Source organism: Bradyrhizobium sp. AZCC 2262, from assembly GCF_036924535.1.
Lineage (GTDB): Bacteria > Pseudomonadota > Alphaproteobacteria > Rhizobiales > Xanthobacteraceae > Bradyrhizobium.
This window is the reverse complement of record NZ_JAZHRT010000001.1, coordinates 9,009,393-9,027,123: the sequence shown is the minus strand read 5'-3', so window position 1 is coordinate 9,027,123 and position 17,731 is coordinate 9,009,393. Positions and strand designations below refer to the sequence as shown.

Here is a 17,731-nt window from a genome sequence, read left to right as displayed (position 1 = left end):
TCGCTCGCAATGACGGTGAAATGCCGAAGCAACACAACAACCGTCATACCCGCGAAGGCGGGTATCCAGTACGCTGCGGCCTATCGGTTCTATCACTGCTGCCTCTGGAATACTGGGTCACCCGCCTTCGCGGGTGACGACAACTGAGTGTGCGTTAGCGTTCTCGCGACGCACTGCGCCCGAGGTTTGCCTAAAACCTTGTCCCTCCTTAAGAGGGAGCAGGGAATGCCGGGTGCTTGCTGCACCCGCGGTCTCGTGTGCAATGTGCACGAGGAAGTGCGCACACGAGCATACAGGTACAGCCGGAGCACTCCGGCATTCCCTGCGCAATGGCTTTACGGCTTATGCCGCGCTCTCCCTGGAGACGAATTCCTTTTGCCTCCATCACTACCGGCTTGATGGCTCAACCGATCCGGTTGGATCGAATTCGCCACCGGCAGCTTGGCACCAGCCACGGGTGTCGGGACCACACGGTTTTGCCGTACGCGTCAGCGCCGTACGTCCTGCGCGCCGGATTTCACTCACAGGATAGACCTGCCCTGCGACTCCATTTGCGTGCCGGCGCTCTCGCGTCCACCGCATCCCATCCCGCGTTCGTGACGATCGCGATACGCCCCTCTTGCCGGAACGAGACGGACGAATTGATAGAACTGATTTGCCCGACACGTTAAGCGGAATATTTTTGAAAGCGCGGCTGGACGACCCAAATCACGTTGAAATGGCTGGGCAAATCGCCGTTTGCGCGCAGCGGGTTTTTGGCATTGTCCGACCGCGAAAAGATGCTGCCGGACGCTCTCAAAAGATCACGCTGCGGAAACTGTAGCCCGCATGAGCGCGTGCGGTATGCGGGGTCTTCTCTCAAACATAGTCCCGGGGTCGCTGCGCTCGCCCGGGCTATGGGCCTCGCATCAGGGACCAAATGAAGCCGATTTAGATTTGATTCATCGTAATCGTTAGAATTCGATTCAAATTTTCCGTTCATGGTTGCCGCGCGAAATTTTCATGTGATCAGCAAAGCGCGCTTGATCGGAAATCATTGGCATGGCGACCGTTGGCGCAGCGCTACGTTTTCGGGATTCTTGCGAAGAAGCAGGCGAGCAGCAGCATTTTGCCGGCGCGATATCGTTCGCTCCAAAACTTCTCACCGTCTGCGTCATTTTTTGCGCGATGTCATTTGCCGGCTGCGCGCGCAATCCGGCACAACGTGAAGTAGCCCTGCACGAAGGCAAAGCACCTGCGATCCGTGCCCCAGTACGCATCCGTCGATACGCCGAACCATATCGACATGCCGAACCAAAAATCCGGCGGCCAGACCCGGCGTTGCTGTCAGCGCAGCCGGCCCCCGATTGCGAGTTCAAGCGATCCGACCTCAAGACCGTGGATCCGGACGAATGGACCCGCTTGAAGGTCGAGTACGAACGACAGTGCTACCTGGATGCGGAGAAAGCCGCGCGCGAGCGCCTCACCCTGCTGCAGACGTCCAGCACATGCGAAATCGAACCGGTCCGGCAACGAAAACCGGCTCGATAACAATCCGCGCAACCGCGCGACGGGCCGAGCATCGGCGCCGGCTACCGCGTCAGCACAACCAATAGCCGACGCCACTACACTCTACAATCTAAGCAAGAACCGATCGATCTGGGTCCACCCTGGCCAGCGTTTACCTTATGCTGCGGTGCACAAGCAGTTCTCCGTTTTGTCTTGGTTTTGCCATTCCTGCCCGTCACGCTTTTCGCAGCGGGGTTTTTCCGCTGGTTGCGCGCTAATTGAGGCGTCGACCCCTATGGTTGAATTTGTCGATTAGTATCTGCATTTCAGTGAACGGTAATGACCACTCTTTACGAGTTGCTGGGCGCGCTTCCGGACGACGATGCGGACGGTCTCAGAGACGCGTTCCGCAGGGCCGCGAGGGCAAGTCATCCCGACGTCAATCCCGGCGACCCGGAAGCTGCAGCGAGATTCCGGCGGATTGTCCGCGCCAACGCCATACTGAGCGACACGCGGCAGCGAGAGGCCTATGACCGGCTGCTCGAACTCGCACGCCGGCAGCAAAGCGGGGTGCCAAAGCGCAGCAACGTCTCCGGCACGATCCGCAAGCTGGGCGCTGACGCCATCGTGAGTGCTGCCGTCTCCGCAGTGCTCGTCGGGGGTTACCTTCTGCTCAGGCCCGTCGACGGGCGGTCCGTCGCTTCGGCGCAGGTGACCGATATGTCCGGCATGTCCAAGCGCGAAGTCGCGCCGGCGCCCACCGCAAACAAAATATCCGACGCATACGGCCGAACCGGACGGCGCGACCAGCTTGCAGTCGCCGGAGCCGGCATGAAGCTCGACTTGAATCTGCGGGACGTCGAAGCGCCGATCAAGCCTGACGGCATTGCACCTGCTGCGACGACAGGTATCGCTCCTGCAAGCGAGCATGGTTCGCCGGCTGGCGACGTCGGGACCAAGGATGCCAAATATTATCGAGAACGGGGCATGTCAGCGTATCGTGCCGGAGATCTGGTTATTGCGCTCGCCAACTTCGACCTGGCGATAGATATGGATCCCGGCTTGTCGGATTCCTACATCAATCGCGGCATTGTCTTCCGTCGCATGGGCGACCTCAAGCGCGCATTGGCTGATGTCGCCGAGGCCAAGCGCATCGAAAATTCGAATCGGAACAGGTCCCCTTCGACGGCGCACGCGCCCTAGGCCCTTTCGCCGCCCGGAGCATTTTGAGTTGACAACGCGCAGTCGCGCGCCAACATTGCGACCGGGTCGATACACCCGCCGCCTGCGCCCTTCGGGGATGGCGAACGTATCAATCTATCTCCGCGCCCTCGCCATTGGCGAACGGGTCGGCAAGGCGGGCACCGATCTCCTCCGTTCGTCGATAGAGAGGTGCTCTCATGCGCGATTTCCGCGATGCGAAAGCCATGGCGCATTCCCTGCGCGATGCCTTGAAGGCCAAGGCTATGGAAATCACCCATAGCGAATCCCTGGAGCTGATCGCAAAGACGTTCGGCTACGAGAACTGGAACATCCTGTCCGCCAAGATCGATACGGCGCAGCCACGTTCGGGCGCGACGGCCGCCCACCAGGGTCCGGCGCCGCAAGCGGTGCTCTATTGTTCCTTCTGTGGCAAGAACCAGCATGAAGTGAACAAGCTGGTTGCCGGTCCGCACGTGTTTATCTGCGACGAATGCATCAATTTGTGCAGCGACGTTATCGACGAGCAATTGTTTCGGCTTATCGAGGGCGGCGAGGCGAGCGCCCGGGCCATGCCCACCGAAAGGCTGTCGCATTATGTCGAGCACGCGAGCAAGGTAGAACAACGCAATCGTCTCGTCCTGCAGCGTATCGAGCGAATGCTTGCCCTTCTACGCAATGCGGCGCCGGTAGACGATGATGTTTTGACGTCGTCCGCCACCATCCATTTGAAGAACAAGACGATCGACGAACTTCTCGTCATGCGGAAATTTTCGCAGGAGCAACTGAAGCGGTACGAACAGGCCCTGCGAACGGCAACGCCCGTGCTCAATGAACGGAAGCAATGATCCGTCCAGCTCCGGCAAGTGCCGCTAGCGCGACCCGGATAGCCATTTGGTCAGCGCTGCGGCCGAAAGTTCCGGGCTCAGGCACGCGGCCTGACCGCACCACAACGGCATGAAGTCTGTGCACCCATTCGATTCGGTCGCGGCGCGCAGCGGCGCAAGCGGAGCTGCCGCGAGAGGAAAGGCGGGCACATTCTTCGCAATCGGGCCAAGCTCTCGAACGATCCGGGTTTCGCGCACGCGGGCCGGTCGCCCGGTAAAGATGTTCGTGACCAGCGTTTGCTCCGGTCGCGCAGCCCTCACTGCCTGCCGGTACAGGGGAGAAATATTTGCCTCCTCACAGAAGAGAAATGCCGTGCCGACCTGCACTGCCGACGCTCCCAGTGCGAATGCAGCGGCAACTCCCCTTTGATCGCCGATGCCTCCGGCTGCTATGACCGGGACTTTCACTGCATCGACAATCTGCGGCACCAGGGCCATCGTGCCGACCTGGGCGTCGACTTTGCCGTGAAGGAACGTTCCGCGGTGTCCGCCTGCTTCAAGCCCTTGAGCAATGATGGCATCGCAACCAGCTTTCTCCAGCCACACCGCCTCTTCGACGGTCGTCGCCGACGATACGATCTTCGCGCCGGTCTTGCGCACACGCTCGAGAAGGAGCTTGGGTGGAAGGCCAAAGTGAAAGCTGACGACGTCAGGTGCAATTTCGTCCAGGAGATCGCAATGGGTCGTCCCAAACGTCGGAACAAGATTGCCGAGGGGACTTCGGTCGGAGGCAAGGCCGAGCTCGGCATAGTATGGCTTCAAGGACCCAATCCAGGCATCCTCCGAAGCGGGATTGCTCTCAGGCGATTCATGGCAAAGGAAGTTTACGTTGACAGGCTTCGATGTCCGCTGCCGTATCCCGGAGAACATCGTCCGAGCCGCTTGCGGGCTCAGATTGGTAAGGGGTAGCGAGCCCAGCCCGCCCGCTTCTGCAACGCCGACAACCATCGAAGCCGTAACAACGCCCAGCATGGGCGCCTGAATGATCGGCAGTTCGATCCCGAACAGCTCGGTGATGGATCGAGGATGGGCGTGCATTTTTTCCTCGTGCTGGTTCGACTTCACTAGAGGCTTTGACCGGATTACCAGCGCCCTGCGTTGGCACCGCCATCGACGTGCAAAATCTCTCCGGTGACAAAGGCTGCATCTTCGAGATAGAGAACCGCGTCGACGATCTCCCGAATTTCCCCGATGCGACCCATCGGATGCAGCGTTGCAAGGAAAGCATGCGTATCGTTCGCATGCATGGGAGTGCGAATCGCTCCGGGAGCTACCGCATTCACCCGGATACCTTTGTCCGCATACTCAATGGCAAGGGACCGCGTCACGGCGTTGATCCCGCCCTTGGTAATCGCCGTCAGGGCCGCCGGCAGCACCTTCAATGGCTGCTCGGCCACGAGACTGGAGGTAATGTTGACGATATGCCCGCTCCCTCGATGAAGCATTTCAGCGATCGCCCTTTGCGAAACGTGAAAGAAGCCTCCAAGATTTACCTGCAAGAGCATCGTAAATTCGCTCTCGGTGTACTCCGTAAAGGACCTGGGCAGGAAGGCACCCGCGTTGTTGATCAGGGTGTCCACGCGCCCAAAACGCTCTTTCGCTGTTTGGATGACCAACGAGGCTGTTTCCGGCTGTGAGATATCGCCGGCAACTTCGACCAGATTCGATTGACCGGTGGTCGCGATGTTTCGCGAACAGGCGACGACACGATAGCCCCTAGCGAGGAATTGCCGGACTATTCCTTCGCCGATGCCCTGAGACGCACCCGTGACTATGGCAACTTTCTCTGCCGGATTCATCGCGCCGCCTTCGCTGAAATCGACCAAATACCGGGATCAATTTGGCAATCTCTGCGAAATGCGTCTTGGCGTTTTCGGACGCCTGCGTCAGCTTTCCGTGACCGGGCGATCGGTGGGATGGGCCTGCTGGATGATAAGATTGGCTTCGCCCATCTCGTCTGCACCGAGCGAAAGCTCGTGCGTAAAGAATGCTGTCGGCGACTCGCCCACGATATCCTGGAACTCCCTGACGAGATGCGACTGATCGGTCAGGCCGCAAGCCTGCACGACCTGGGCCCACGACTGGCCGCTCCGTCGTTCCGCGATGATTTTCTGAAACCGCGCCAGGCGCGCAAATCGCTTCGGACTGACGCCAAAGGCAGCATTGAAGGTACGCGAAAGATGCCGTGGGCTGGAGTCGAGTTTTGCGGCGAGGGAATGCATCTGCATTGTCGGGTCTTTGCCGAGATGAAACGCGGCGCGGCTGGCGAGGCTATCGGCGTACGGCCGGAGATGTCGAAGCAAAAAGGAATGGATACCGGAAATCCGCTCCCTGCTCGTCTGCGCGTTCGCGAGCATATCGTCGCACATGGCCACTTCACCTGCGCTGAACAGGTCCTCAAGCTTTATGTTGGCATTGGCGAATTCCCTGAGCGGAGCTTCGACGATGCGGCTTGCCGCGTCGGATCTGAGGCACACCAGGACAACACCGAAGGCCCCGGTGGGCCGCAGAGTCAGGGCGTGCGACTGAATCTGGGTCGCACATTTCGTCGGTAGAAGCTTCGTGCGCTGGCGCATTTCCGCCGGCTTTCGATATTGACCCGTCAGCCAGAGCGAGGTGCCGGGGGCGCATTTGATCGTGAGCGTCCGCGCAAAATCGGCATCTGGAACGTCGCAATCCCAGATCGCCTCGACGACATCGGAAAGCGAGGGTGAACGGAAACATCGCAGGGTCCCAACACCCTCACCAGCCGCCGCATCTGCATGAGCAATTGGACGTTCGACAAAATACATGACAGCGCGATACCCCGGGGCTCACAGCGGTTTAGATAATCATCACTGTGCTTCCTGCCAGCCCACGAATCAGCGAGAGGTCACCGGAAAAGCCTGTGCGGCTACGACGCGGCTGGCGGTCCGAACCAGGTGGTCAGCGCGCCGGCGAGCCCCGGCTGCGTCAGGTCACCTGCCCACGCCACATATCCGTCGGGACGAATTAATACGGCGACGGGAGCCGTGACCGCGCCGAGCACCGGAAGCTCCCACGTATCCACACATCTGGCGTCGATCAGCCGGACCCGATCCGCCCATGGCGTGATGTCGAAGCCGCCGGGTTCACCGAGATTGAGCAGGATCGGCACGGCATCGTGCAGCAGGGTGAAGACCCGCACCGAACCGTTGGCGGTGACCAAATCGAGATCGGGCATGCGGCGCCCGAGCAGCGCGTGTCCCTCACCGAGGTCGTAATGAATGCCGAGACCCGACATCTCCGCGGCCAACCGCCGGCGAGGCTCGTCCATGCCGAGGAGCTCGGAAACGCGGTCGCCCAAAGCCGCGCTGCGGTCATCTGTGCGACGAAGCGCGACCTGCGCCATCGTGTTGCGCAATACGCGGGCGCCCACGGGAAAGCGCTCGGCGTGATAGGTATCGAGCAGGCTTTCCGGTGATCTCAGCTTGACCACCTGCGCCAGCTTCCATCCAAGGTTCACCGCATCCTGCACACCGGTGTTGAGGCCCTGTCCACCCACCGGCGGATGCACATGCGCGGCGTCTCCGGCCAGCAGGACCCGTCTGTCCCGGTAAGCGGCTGCCTGACGCGTCATGTCGGTGAACCGGGAGATCCAGGTGGGATTGCAGACCCCGTAATCGGTCCCGTAGATGGCGACGAGCGCCTCGCTGACATCGCGCAGGGTGGGTTCGCTGTCGAGCCGCAACTGCGGTTCGGTCAGCACGATCCGGGCCGATCCGTCATCCGCCTTGCCGATTCCATGGATGCCGCGCGCATCCTGGTGAAGGCCCCACTTCGGCTCCTCGACCATCTTGGCTTCGGCGATCAACCAGCTCGTCGTCGGATCCCATCCGGCGAATTCGATGCCGGCTATTTTACGGATCAGACTGCGGCCGCCGTCGCACCCGACGAGATATTCCGCCCGCAGCGTCTGGCCGTCGGAGAGCGCGACGTCGACGCCGGTGTCGTCCTGCGCGAAACCGGTCACGTCACGTCCGCGATAGATCGTCACCGCCAGTTCGCCGACCCACTCGGCCAGGATGCGCTCGATATGGTTCTGCCACAGGCCGAGCACGTAATTGTGCCGGGTGGGAAGGTCGCTGATGTCCAACGGGATGTGGAAGTGCACGGCCGGATGGGTCTGTCCCTGCGAGAGGAACCGGTCGGCGATTCCGCGCTGATCAAGGACCTCGATGGAGCGTGCGTGCAGCCCGCCTGCGCGCGAGCCGGTGAGGTCCTGGCTGGCGCGCCGCTCGACAATGGCAACGTCGACGCCCGCCAGCGCCAACTCGCCCGCCAACATCAGTCCTGTCGGACCGCCGCCGGCGATCACCACCGCATGCGACCGGCACGTCGATAACAGTGCACTCATTTCGTGACCCCGCAGGTTCTGGCTTCGGTCGGCGTTTCTACGGGATGACGGGGGCCTTGAAGCAAGCCCCTTGCGCGCTACATATTAGAGTGGGGGGAGATCGGTAGTCCGGCTTCCGGTTATTTCCGCGGTAAAGCGGAGAGTTGCGGAAATGGCTTTGAAGAAGCGCGGAGGTCACAACTGGACCTTCCGAAGCCCGCTAATGACCCAAAGCGACAACCCCGAAGTTTTTGTGTATGGTTCGGCATTCGGATGAGCGGGATGCCTGCCTTGAGGATTGAGGCCATGCACAAGAAATTTGGATCGTTACTCCTGGCTATCGCTGCTGTTCTTTCCAGCCCGCAGGTGCAGGCGCAACCGGTTGCGGCCGAAACGCCGCAGACCGTGCTGGCGGCCCAGATTCGCATCCAGGGGTTTACCTGTGACAAGGCTCTCGGCGCCACCAGGGACAAAAAGCGCTCGCGGCCGGACCGCGCCGTCTGGGTCCTCAAATGCAGCAACGCGACATACCGCGTCACGCGCGCGCCCGACATGGCGGCGACGGTCAAAGCGCTCCAGTAAGCGAAAGACTTTTATCGACGCGTCGGATATCCGCGGCCGCTTGCGGCGCTTTGGTTCGCAGCCAACCCGTCGGCTGATCGCCGCGCCCCGCCGCCGGGTGCATCCTGCTTCGTGGTCGAGCCGGATTCAATGGTGATGCGCATTGGCCTGCGCTGGATTTCAGATTCCAAGTGCGAATAAACCAGTACAAACGATAATCAAGCTCACCACGATAACGGCAAGAAAGCTGGAAGAAGCAAAATCTTCGCGCATGACGACACCTATGCCCCAATCAGGCAAAGCTCCTTTAGGTTGCAATTAAATCATCGGTTCGTTTCAGGATGTCTTCGTCGAACTGAGAAAACGACTTCGTCGCGACCGCTCGACCGTTACATCCCAGGCTGCCCCACGAAGCCTCTTCACGAAACCGAGAGCCTGGCGGGCATGGAGGTTAAGCCTCCATCATTCCGCTCGGCGAGACGAATTTCCGAGATGTGGTGTGCTTCACACGCGGCTTGCCGCGCCCGGGATTACCCTAGCGCGCTCCCAGTTGGACATTGGCCTATCCCCAGCAGAAATCTGCGAACGGAGGAGCGTTAGCCATGGACGACGCCATACGGCTCTACCGAACGCTGTTGGGCAATCGCGCCTATGTGCGCTCGCTATCCGAGGGCGCCGCCTTCCTCGCCGCCAGCGCCATCGCGATCTTCGCGTCGGTCAGCTACGCCACGGTCCACGCCAGCAACTATGTCACCGATTTCGTGCTCAGCCGCGTTGGCCCCTACAATTTGCGCTTTCTGTTCGTTTACGGGACGTTCACAGCTTTTGTCATTACGGCGGGTCTGCTGGCCTGGCGGCCGAACCGGTTGCCATTCGCGCTGAAGGCCACGGCGCTGTTCCTGCTCGTCCGCGCCGTGTTCGTGGCGCTCACCCACATGGCGCCATCACCGATCGATCCGCAGAAGGCGGCGCCATTCTTCAACTCGATTTTTTACGGCAGCGACCTGTTCTTCTCCGGCCATACCGGGCTGCCGTTTCTCGCCGCGCTTGCCTTCTGGCACATCCCGCAGTGGCGGGCGTTCTATCTCGCGATGACTGGCTTCTTCGGCTCAGTCGTGCTGCTCGGCCACTATCACTATTCGATCGATGTGCTCGCCGCATTGTTCATCACCCACGGCGTCTTTCAGATTTCGTGCTGGCTATTCGGCCGCGACTACGCGCTATTTCGTTCTTCCGAGAACCAGGCGGCGCCAAGACCAAAGCGGGCAAGCCGAAAGATACTGGTCCCGGGTGGGCGCGCCCCCAAGCCGTTCATGCTGCACGTCGTTGGCGATAAATCGATGCCGGGTGATCAATCCAAAGCCGACACGCCTCATCAAGGCGGTTAGGTGCTACGGCATATTCCATATCCGTCCGCGCCCTGCTTTCATGCTTCGGATGAAAGCGTGTCCCCTCCCCGTCAGGAACGGAGAGAGGACGAAGCGCGATCCGCCTCAGTTCGTCGGCATGACGTAGGCGTAGATCCGGCCGCGCGAGATCGAGGCTTCGCGGACGCGGTTGCCGTTGTTGCCGGAGATCATGATCGGATTCCCCTTGGCGTCGATGCCGGTGATGATGCCGACATGACCGCCGCGGCGGCCGCGCGACATCACCGCAATCGCGCCGACCTGCGGGCCGGAAACGCGCTGGCCGTATTTCGCGAACGAGCTCGCCATGTCCGAGCCGGTGCCGCGATAACCGGAGTGCTGCAGCACCAGGTTCATGAACCGCGCGCACCACAGGCTGCCGCGTCCCGTCGGATTGCCGCCGAGATAGCGGCGCGCTTCGGCGACGACGTTCGATGAGCCGAAGCTGGATGCCATCGCGCCGCCGGCCGGCGTCACGGTTGCATTCGGCCCGACGCTTGCGCTTGTTGCGACGCTTGCATTGGCGTCGGCAAGACCGCGCGCCTGCATTTGCGCAACGCCACGCTCCCAGCGTGATGTGCGCTCGACCTGCCGGAGCCGGGCACGATGGCCGCGACCAGCGCTCGCCTCCGCGACGGCGTTAGGTGAGCCGAAGCCGCCGGGCGCCACCATCTGGGGGCTGCTCACCGCGTAGCTCGGATTGGTGTCGGCAAAACCACCCATCTGCATTTGCGGCGTGTTGCGCTCCCAGCGCGACATCCGGGCTGCATGGCGATAGTGGCGATAGGCGTAATGATGCTTGGCATGATGGCCGGCGTGATAGGCCCGGGCGTGCCGCCCTGCGCCGTGGTGAGGCCGTGCCGAAGCCGGCGAGACGAATACGACGATGGACGCCGAACACAGTGCCAGTGCCATGAACCGAAGCGACCGGCGAAACCCAAACAACTGACGCATACTAAATCCTCTGTATCACCCCCGCTTCCCCTTTGCGTTCGTCTACGAACGACCGCGGGGCGGCGTTTTGCGTCGCGGTGTGACGGGAACAAGACTTCATGTGGCGACGAGGAAACGATTTCGGGGTAATTCCGCGATCATTCGATGGCGAAAATGAAACGATTCCGCCGCATTGCGGCCCCGGAAATTAATTGCGATGTTCGGCGCGCTCGACGTAATGATGTTGCGTAAAAACAAGAAAATGGAGAGGAATCGAAAATGCCCCATGCCGTCGCCAAGGATAGCGTTCGACTGCACTATGAAGAGGCTGGAAGCGGGACGCCGATCATCTTCCTGCACGAGTTCGCGGCCGACCACACCAACTGGGAGCCGCAGATGCGCTACTTCTCGCGCGGCCACCGCTGCATCGCCTATTCGGCGCGCGGCTATACGCCCTCCGACGTGCCGCCCGCCGCTGCCGTCTACAGCTACAAGCACTTCTATACCGACGCGCTCGCCGTGCTCGATCACCTTGGCATTGCCAAAGCGCATTTCGTCGGCCTGTCGATGGGCTCCTACTCGTCGCTGCAGGTCGGCCTCAACGCCCCGGAGCGCGCGCTGTCGATGACGCTGGCTGCCGTCGGCTCAGGATCGGGTTTGGAAAACCTCGACGCCTTCCGCGCGCAATGCCGGGCCAATGCCGAACAGTATGAGGCGATCGGCTCAGTGGAAGTTGCAAAAGTGACGCGCGAGGCGCCGAGCCGGATTCCATTCCTGCTGAAGGACCCGCGCGGCCACGCCGATTTTTACGCCGCCCTGGCGCGTCACGATGCCAGGGGCTCGGCCAACACCATGCGCAGCTTTCAGGGCGGGCGTCCCTCGATCTACACCATGACGGATGCGATCCGGAAGGTGCCGACGCCGGCGCTGATCCTGTGTGGCGACGAGGACGACAATTGCGTCGGGCCGAGCCTGTTCCTGAAGCAGCATCTGCCGGCGGCGGGGCTCTCATTCTTTCCCAAATCGGGCCACGTGCTCAATCTGGAAGAGCCGGCGCTGTTCAACGAGATGGTGGAACGCTTCATCGCGCTGGTCGAGGCCGGGAGATGGCCGGTGCGGGATCCGAGGTCGCTGTTGAAGGCGTCGGTATAGGTATCCAGGCCGTAGACTCATAAACGCGCAGCCACAGCCGCATTCCGCGAATGCCGATGCTCGCCTGCAAGCGGTCGTGGGGTTCCGGTTGATCCGCCCCAAAACCGCAAGATCGGTCGAGCACGTTACGGCTATCGGCGACTAACTGGTGCCGCCACGGAGGAAGGGACGATGAAGGCGGCGCTTCAAAACTACCATACCCGGATGCAGCGGGTGTTGGACTACATAGACCAGCATCTGGACGGTGATCTGGATTTGGAAACGGTGAGCCGCGTTGCGGCATTCTCCAAATTTCATTTCCACCGGCAGTTTACGGCGACCTTCGAGTTGTCCGTGCATCGCTATGTCCAGCTTGCCCGTATGAAGCGCGCTTCGCACCGGCTGGCCTACAGGGACGCCCAAAGCGTCACGGACATAGCGATGGATGCCGGTTACGATGCACCCGATGCCTTCGCCCGCGCCTTTCGGCAACGGTTCGGGCAATCGCCTTCGTCGTTCCGGAAGTCTCCCGACTGGGAGCCGCGGCTTGCGGCCTTCGGGCCTCTCGACAACGCGAGGAGCAAGCTCATGCAGAAGACTTTTACCAACGACGACGTGATGATCCGCGATGTGCCCCCAACGCCGGTGGCGATCATAGAGCATCGGGGCGATCCGGCGACGCTCGGCGCCACCATCCAGCGGTTCATCGCGTGGCGCACGGCCGCTGGCCTGCACCCCAAGACAAGTCCGACCTTCAATGTCTGGCGTTCCGAGCGGCGTCCTGCGTCGCCTGCCGACTATAGCGTGGACCTTTGTGTCGGGACCGACCAACCGATCGAGGCGAACGGCGAGCGGATCAAAGCCGGCGAGATCCCTGGCGGACGCTGCGCGGTGCTGCGCGTCGTCGGCAACACCGACAATCTGGAGCCCGCCGCGCTATACCTTTATCGCGACTGGCTTCCGGCCAGCGGCGAAGAAGCACGCGACTTCCCGATCTATTGCCAGCGGGTGAGCTTCTTCCCGGAGGTGCCGGAGCATGAGGCGGTCGCGGAAGTTTTTCTGCCGCTGAAATAGCGCCCTCTGACGGCGGCCTGTCCCTTCCGATCGCAAGAAACGGTCAGGCTGCTGTCCCCCCTCGGTCGCTCCCGATTCACGGCCTAGTTGGCCGGCGCGCGGAAGGCAGCCCGGTAGTGCGCCGGGCTGGTGCCAAGCCGCAGCCTGAAATGATGCCGCATGGCGTCGGCGGAGCCAAAACCGGTCTCGGTCGCGACGCCTTCGATCGGGATCCGCGTTGCTTCCAGCAACTCGCGCGCCTTCGCGACGCGCGTCTGCACCACCCATTCACCGGGCGACATCCCGGTTGCATCCTCAAAACGGCGGATGAAGGTGCGCCGGCTCATTCGCGCCTTGGCGGCAAGGCTCGAGATCGTCAGATCGCGATCGAGATGGCGCTGCGCCCAGGTGAATATGGCGGCGAGAGCATCGCCTTGGATCGGGGGGACCGGTTGCCGGATGTATTGCGCCTGACCACCTTCGCGATGTGGCGCGATGACCAGGCGCCGCGCCACATGATTTGCGATCTCCGTGCCGTGATCGCTCCGCACGATATGCAGGCAGAGGTCGAGCCCCGCCGCGCGGCCGGCCGAAGTCATGATATCGCCGTCGTCGACATAGAGCACATTGGCATCGACCTGCACGCGCGGATACCGCCGTGAAAGCTCTTCGGTATGCGCCCAGTGCGTGGTGGCGCGCCGGCCGTCGAGCAGGCCGGCGGCGGCAAGGATGAAGGCTCCCGCGCAGATCGAGGCCACGCGCGCGCCGCGCCGGTGCGCACGCCGCAGCGCGTCGAGCATCGCGGCTGACGGCGACTCCACGATGTCGCGCGATCCCGGCACGATGATCGTATCCGCGCGGGCCAATGCCCCCAATCCGGCGTCGGCTATGACCTTGAGGCCGTTGTTGGCCGCCAGCGGCTGTCCTGGCCGCTCGGAGCACACGACGACGCGATACCAGTCCGGGCCCATCGTCGAGAGACCGAACACCTCCAACGTCAGGCCGAGCTCGAAGGCGCTGACGCCGTCATAGGCCAGCACCGCGACGACGCGTTGCGCGCCTTCCCTGCGGGATTTCCCCGGCAGACCTGGCATGATCCTGCTTGGCATGATCTTCACGATATACGGCATTCGTGCCACTGGCAAGATGGCGTCGCGCGGTTCACGTTCGCCCCCAAGGAGGCGAGCATGACTTTTCTGATTGCGACCTGCGAATTCCCCGACCGGGCCGACCTGGCCGCCGGGATGTGGCAGCGGCTTGCCGGCGAGTTCGAGAAGTCTCCGGTCGATCTGCTCGTCCTCCCCGAGCTCGCCGGCGTCGACAGCTTCTGGACCAGCCCCACTTTCGATGAAGCGGTCTGGCGCCAGGCCGCCGCGACGCATGCGACGCTCGAGGAGCACCTGCGGCCCATCGCTGCGAAGCGCATCGTGGGGACGCGCGCCATCGCTGAAGGTGCAAAGCGATGGAACGAGACGTTTCTATGGACGCCGGAGCGCGGCCTGGTTCGCGGCCGGGCCAAGGCGCTGCTGCCGCAGCAAGAAGGCGGCTGGGAAGAAACCTGGTTCGACCGCGGTTCGCAGTACGCCGAACCGGTGCGCGATGGCGCACTCTGCTATAGCGAACTGGTATGCACCGAACTCATGGTGAGCACGGCCGCGCGCGGTCTGGGGCAGTCGGGGGTTCAGGTGATTGCCGCGCCGCGTGCGACCGGCGGCCATCCGCGCTGGGAAGTAGCTTCGCGAATGACGGCCATCGCCGCGGGTGCGTTCGTGGCGACGGCCAACCGCCGTGGCGCGAGGCTTGCGGGCGGCAGCTGGATCGTGGCGCCCGATGGCGACATCCTCGCGCGCACCAACGTGAGTACGCCGATCGTCAGTCTCGAGATCGATCTCGCTTTGGTTGAGAGCGCGCGACTGACCTATCCGCGCAACGTCAGGGATTGAGCGGCCTCAGATTTCGAGGCTGCCGCGCGGGAATATTTTTTATTGCGGATGATCATTATTGAGAGGGCAGGACGATGAAACTGCGGCTATTGCGCAACGCCACGCTGAAGCTGGAGATACGCGGCCGGATCGTCCTGATCGATCCATTCTTTGCCCCAAAGGGATCGCGCCCGTCCTTTACTGGGCGCGCGCCCAACCCGCTGGTCGAACTGCCGGCAAGCCCGGAAGAAATCCTCGATGGCGTCGAACTCGTCGTCGTCTCGCATCTGCATGCCGACCATTTCGATCCGGTGGCGCAATCCCTGGTGCCAAAACATCTTCCGATGATCTGCCAGCCGGGAGACGAGGACAAGATCCGGTCGTACGGATTCAGCGACGTCATGCCTCTTGCCAAAATCATCGATTGGAACGGCATTCGCCTGCAGCGCCGCGAGGGCAGTCATGGCCTGGGACCGGTGGTGAAGAAAATGGGACCGGTGATGGGTTTCAGCATCACGGCAAAGAACGAACCGGCGGTCTACTGGGCCGGCGACACCGTGCTCTATCCGGCCGTCGAAGCCATCATCACGGGCACTAAGCCCGAGATCATCATCATCCATCCCTGCGGGGCACGATGGGACGGCGATCTCATCACGATGGATGCCGCAGAGGCCGTCGCGACCTGCCGGCTGGCGCCTGACGCCGTGGTGATCGCCACCCACATGGAATCGCTCGACCACGCCACCGTCTCGCGCGACGAACTGAGGCGGTATTCGATCGAGCAGGGCGTATCGCCGCAGCAACTGCTGATACCGCTGGATGGAGAGACCCTGCAGTTGGCATCGAGACAGGCTTGAACGTGTGGCCGGGGAAAGCGTTACTTCCCTGCCCCACCCCGGCTCAGCAAAAACACGCCCTGCTCGCCGAACATGTTCCAGACCCACCAGGGCAGGTTCAGCGGCACCGGGCGGCCGTAGAGATCGAGCGCGACGGCGCGCTCCATCTTGACGTTGATCTCGTCGCAGAGCTGCACGAAATCCTTGATGGTGCAGAAGTGGATGTTCGGCGTGTCGTACCAGGTGGCGGGCAGGTTTTCGGTGCGCGGCATGTGCCCGCCGACCAATAGCTGCAGCCGCATCTTCCAGAAGCCGAAATTCGGGAATGAGACGACCGCGCGCCGGCCGATGCGCAGCAGATTTTCCAGCACGACCTTCGGCTGCCGCGTCGCCTGCAGCGTCTGCGACAGGATCACGTAATCAAACGCATCATCAGGATAATTGACGAGGTCGGTGTCGGCGTCGCCCTGCACCACCGCGAGCCCCTTGGCGACGCAGCGGTTGACGCCCTCGCGCGACAGCTCGATGCCGCGGCCGTCGATGCCACGGGTTTCCAGCAGTTGCAGCAACTCGCCATCGCCGCAGCCGACGTCGAGCACTTTTGAGGCGTGCGGAATCATTTCCGCGACGAGAAGATGATCGGTGCGATAGTTACCCGTGCGATCGGGCGCTACGCCGCCGAGCGGCAAGGCCTGTTCCTGAAGCGCCATGTCAGCCACCTAACCCAATCCGCGCGCCTTGCCTGCCGATTGCAGGAAGGCGCGGGAAATGTCGAAGAACTCGGGAACGTCGAGCAGGAAGGCATCATGACCACGATCGGTCTCGATCTCGGCGAACGACACCCGCGCGCTGGACGCGTTCAGCGCATGCACCAGCGCCCGCGATTCAGAGGTCGGAAACAGCCAGTCCGAAGTGAACGACACCACGCAGAAGCGGGTCTTGATGCCGCGAAACGCCTGCGCCAGCACGCCATCGTGGTCGGCGGCGATATCGAAATAATCCATCGCTCGCGTCAGATAGAGATAGCTGTTGGCGTCGAAGCGTTCGACAAAGGACGAGCCTTGATAGCGCAGATAGCTTTCGACCTGGAAATCCGCGTCGAACGAGAAGGTCGGCAGATCGCGGTCCTGCATCCGGCGACCGAACTTGCGATGCAGCGCGGCGTCGGAGAGATAGGTGATGTGTCCGGCCATCCGCGCCACGGCCAGCCCGCGATGCGGATGGGTGCTGCGTTCGAAATAGCGCCCATGATGCCAGTCCGGATCGGCCATCACGGCCTGCCGGCCGAGTTCATGAAACGCGATGTTCTGCGCCGAATGGCGTGTCGAGCAGGCGACCGGCAGCGCCGAGAACACGCGCTGCGGATAGGCGGCGGTCCATTGCAGCACCTGCATGCCGCCCATCGATCCGCCGATCACGCAGAACAATGTTTCGATCCCGAGCCGATCGAGCAACATGGCCTGCGCGCGGACCATGTCGGGGATGGTGATGAGCGGAAAATCCAGCCCCCAGGCCTTGCCGGTGGCCGGATTGGTCGAGGCCGGACCGGTCGATCCCATGCAGCCGCCGATCACATTCGCACAAATGATGAAGTATCTGTCGGTATCGAGCGGACGGCCGGGACCGACCATGATTTCCCACCAGCCGGCCTTGCCGGTCAGGGGATGCACATTGGCGACATGCTGATCGAGGGTCAGCGCGTGGCAGATCAGTATGGCGTTGGAGCGATCGGCGTTCAGTTCGCCATAGGTCTGATAGGCGATCTGGAACGGCGCGAGATCGATGCCGCAATCGAGCTTCAGCGGCTGGTCCATGCCGAACTTCGCCACAGGCGAGGTCGGATGATCGGCCTCATGGGCGCGATCCTCGCTGTGAATCGACGGACTGGGTATCGAATGCACGTTTGTCATTTCGGCACCGACCTCCTTGCGGAGGCTCTACAGACAGAATCAGGCCATAA

General features: G+C 62.1%; 16 protein-coding genes and 2 pseudogenes. 10 read left to right on the top strand and 8 right to left on the bottom strand.

Annotation, left to right across the window (positions count from 1 at the left end; all coding sequences use genetic code 11):
- Nucleotides 1-1,041: 1,041 nt before the first annotated feature.
- The 4 genes and pseudogenes from V1283_RS42420 to V1283_RS42405 form a co-directional block, all read left to right on the top strand.
- Nucleotides 1,042-1,530 carry a hypothetical protein gene (locus V1283_RS42420; RefSeq protein ID WP_334392526.1) on the top strand — a complete coding sequence of 163 codons (489 nt, stop codon included), beginning with the start codon at nucleotides 1,042-1,044 and terminating at the stop codon, nucleotides 1,528-1,530.
- A gap of 297 nt (nucleotides 1,531-1,827) precedes the next feature.
- On the top strand, nucleotides 1,828-2,691 hold the full coding sequence (locus V1283_RS42415; protein WP_334392525.1) for a DnaJ domain-containing protein: 864 nt from the start codon (nucleotides 1,828-1,830) through the stop codon (nucleotides 2,689-2,691).
- A 197-nt stretch (nucleotides 2,692-2,888) separates the two neighbouring features.
- Nucleotides 2,889-3,044: pseudogene (locus V1283_RS42410) on the top strand (glyoxalase superfamily protein); the annotation flags it as partial.
- Between the two features lie 54 nt (nucleotides 3,045-3,098).
- Nucleotides 3,099-3,218: pseudogene (locus V1283_RS42405) on the top strand (ClpX C4-type zinc finger protein); the annotation flags it as partial.
- A gap of 342 nt (nucleotides 3,219-3,560) precedes the next feature.
- Here V1283_RS42405 and V1283_RS42400 read toward each other — a convergent pair.
- The 4 genes from V1283_RS42400 to V1283_RS42385 all read right to left on the bottom strand — a co-directional run bounded on the left by V1283_RS42400 (nucleotide 3,561) and on the right by V1283_RS42385 (nucleotide 7,950).
- Nucleotides 3,561-4,640, bottom strand: coding sequence for an NAD(P)H-dependent flavin oxidoreductase (locus tag V1283_RS42400; RefSeq protein ID WP_334392524.1), 1,080 nt, complete (start codon nucleotides 4,638-4,640; stop codon nucleotides 3,561-3,563).
- 17 nt (nucleotides 4,641-4,657) lie between these two features.
- Entirely contained in the window at nucleotides 4,658-5,374 is a 717-nt protein-coding gene (locus V1283_RS42395) for an SDR family NAD(P)-dependent oxidoreductase (protein WP_334393381.1), read from the bottom strand.
- Nucleotides 5,375-5,461: 87 nt separating this feature from the next.
- Nucleotides 5,462-6,151, bottom strand: coding sequence for an AraC family transcriptional regulator (locus V1283_RS42390; RefSeq protein ID WP_334392523.1), 690 nt, complete (start codon nucleotides 6,149-6,151; stop codon nucleotides 5,462-5,464).
- Between the two features lie 317 nt (nucleotides 6,152-6,468).
- On the bottom strand, nucleotides 6,469-7,950 hold the full coding sequence (locus V1283_RS42385) for an FAD-dependent monooxygenase (protein ID WP_334392522.1): 1,482 nt from the start codon (nucleotides 7,948-7,950) through the stop codon (nucleotides 6,469-6,471).
- Nucleotides 7,951-8,235: 285 nt separating this feature from the next.
- Here V1283_RS42385 and V1283_RS42380 point away from each other — a divergent pair, with 285 nt between their 5' ends.
- Nucleotides 8,236-8,511, top strand: a complete 276-nt coding sequence (locus tag V1283_RS42380) for a hypothetical protein (protein WP_334392521.1) — start codon at nucleotides 8,236-8,238, stop codon at nucleotides 8,509-8,511.
- A 581-nt stretch (nucleotides 8,512-9,092) separates the two neighbouring features.
- A complete protein-coding gene (locus tag V1283_RS42375) occupies nucleotides 9,093-9,878 on the top strand; it encodes a phosphatase PAP2-related protein (RefSeq protein WP_334392520.1) in 786 nt (261 codons plus the stop codon).
- Nucleotides 9,879-9,983: 105 nt separating this feature from the next.
- Here the strand turns inward: V1283_RS42375 and V1283_RS42370 are convergent, their stop codons facing one another.
- Nucleotides 9,984-10,850 (bottom strand): TIGR02594 family protein, encoded by an 867-nt coding sequence (locus V1283_RS42370; RefSeq protein ID WP_334392519.1) that lies wholly within the window; start codon nucleotides 10,848-10,850, stop codon nucleotides 9,984-9,986.
- Between the two features lie 258 nt (nucleotides 10,851-11,108).
- Here V1283_RS42370 and V1283_RS42365 point away from each other — a divergent pair, with 258 nt between their 5' ends.
- Both V1283_RS42365 and V1283_RS42360 read left to right on the top strand, forming a co-directional pair.
- Nucleotides 11,109-11,981 carry an alpha/beta fold hydrolase gene (locus V1283_RS42365; RefSeq protein ID WP_334392518.1) on the top strand — a complete coding sequence of 291 codons (873 nt, stop codon included), beginning with the start codon at nucleotides 11,109-11,111 and terminating at the stop codon, nucleotides 11,979-11,981.
- 171 nt (nucleotides 11,982-12,152) lie between these two features.
- Nucleotides 12,153-13,034, top strand: a complete 882-nt coding sequence (locus V1283_RS42360; protein ID WP_334392517.1) for an AraC family transcriptional regulator — start codon at nucleotides 12,153-12,155, stop codon at nucleotides 13,032-13,034.
- Nucleotides 13,035-13,117: 83 nt separating this feature from the next.
- Here V1283_RS42360 and ftrA read toward each other — a convergent pair whose 3' ends face one another.
- Nucleotides 13,118-14,122: a transcriptional regulator FtrA gene (gene ftrA, locus V1283_RS42355; RefSeq protein ID WP_334392516.1), complete on the bottom strand. Its 1,005-nt coding sequence runs from the start codon at nucleotides 14,120-14,122 to the stop codon at nucleotides 13,118-13,120.
- A gap of 78 nt (nucleotides 14,123-14,200) precedes the next feature.
- On the opposite strand from ftrA, the gene V1283_RS42350 reads away from it, so the two are divergent.
- Both V1283_RS42350 and V1283_RS42345 read left to right on the top strand, forming a co-directional pair.
- Nucleotides 14,201-14,956, top strand: a complete 756-nt coding sequence (locus tag V1283_RS42350) for a carbon-nitrogen hydrolase family protein (RefSeq protein WP_334392515.1) — start codon at nucleotides 14,201-14,203, stop codon at nucleotides 14,954-14,956.
- A 74-nt stretch (nucleotides 14,957-15,030) separates the two neighbouring features.
- On the top strand, nucleotides 15,031-15,792 hold the full coding sequence (locus V1283_RS42345; protein WP_334392514.1) for an MBL fold metallo-hydrolase: 762 nt from the start codon (nucleotides 15,031-15,033) through the stop codon (nucleotides 15,790-15,792).
- A 20-nt stretch (nucleotides 15,793-15,812) separates the two neighbouring features.
- Here V1283_RS42345 and metW read toward each other — a convergent pair whose 3' ends face one another.
- Together metW and metX are read right to left on the bottom strand one after the other, a co-directional pair.
- Nucleotides 15,813-16,481, bottom strand: a complete 669-nt coding sequence (gene metW / locus V1283_RS42340; RefSeq protein ID WP_334392513.1) for a methionine biosynthesis protein MetW — start codon at nucleotides 16,479-16,481, stop codon at nucleotides 15,813-15,815.
- A 9-nt stretch (nucleotides 16,482-16,490) separates the two neighbouring features.
- On the bottom strand, nucleotides 16,491-17,681 hold the full coding sequence (gene metX, locus V1283_RS42335) for a homoserine O-acetyltransferase MetX (protein WP_334392512.1): 1,191 nt from the start codon (nucleotides 17,679-17,681) through the stop codon (nucleotides 16,491-16,493).
- Nucleotides 17,682-17,731 lie beyond the last annotated feature (50 nt).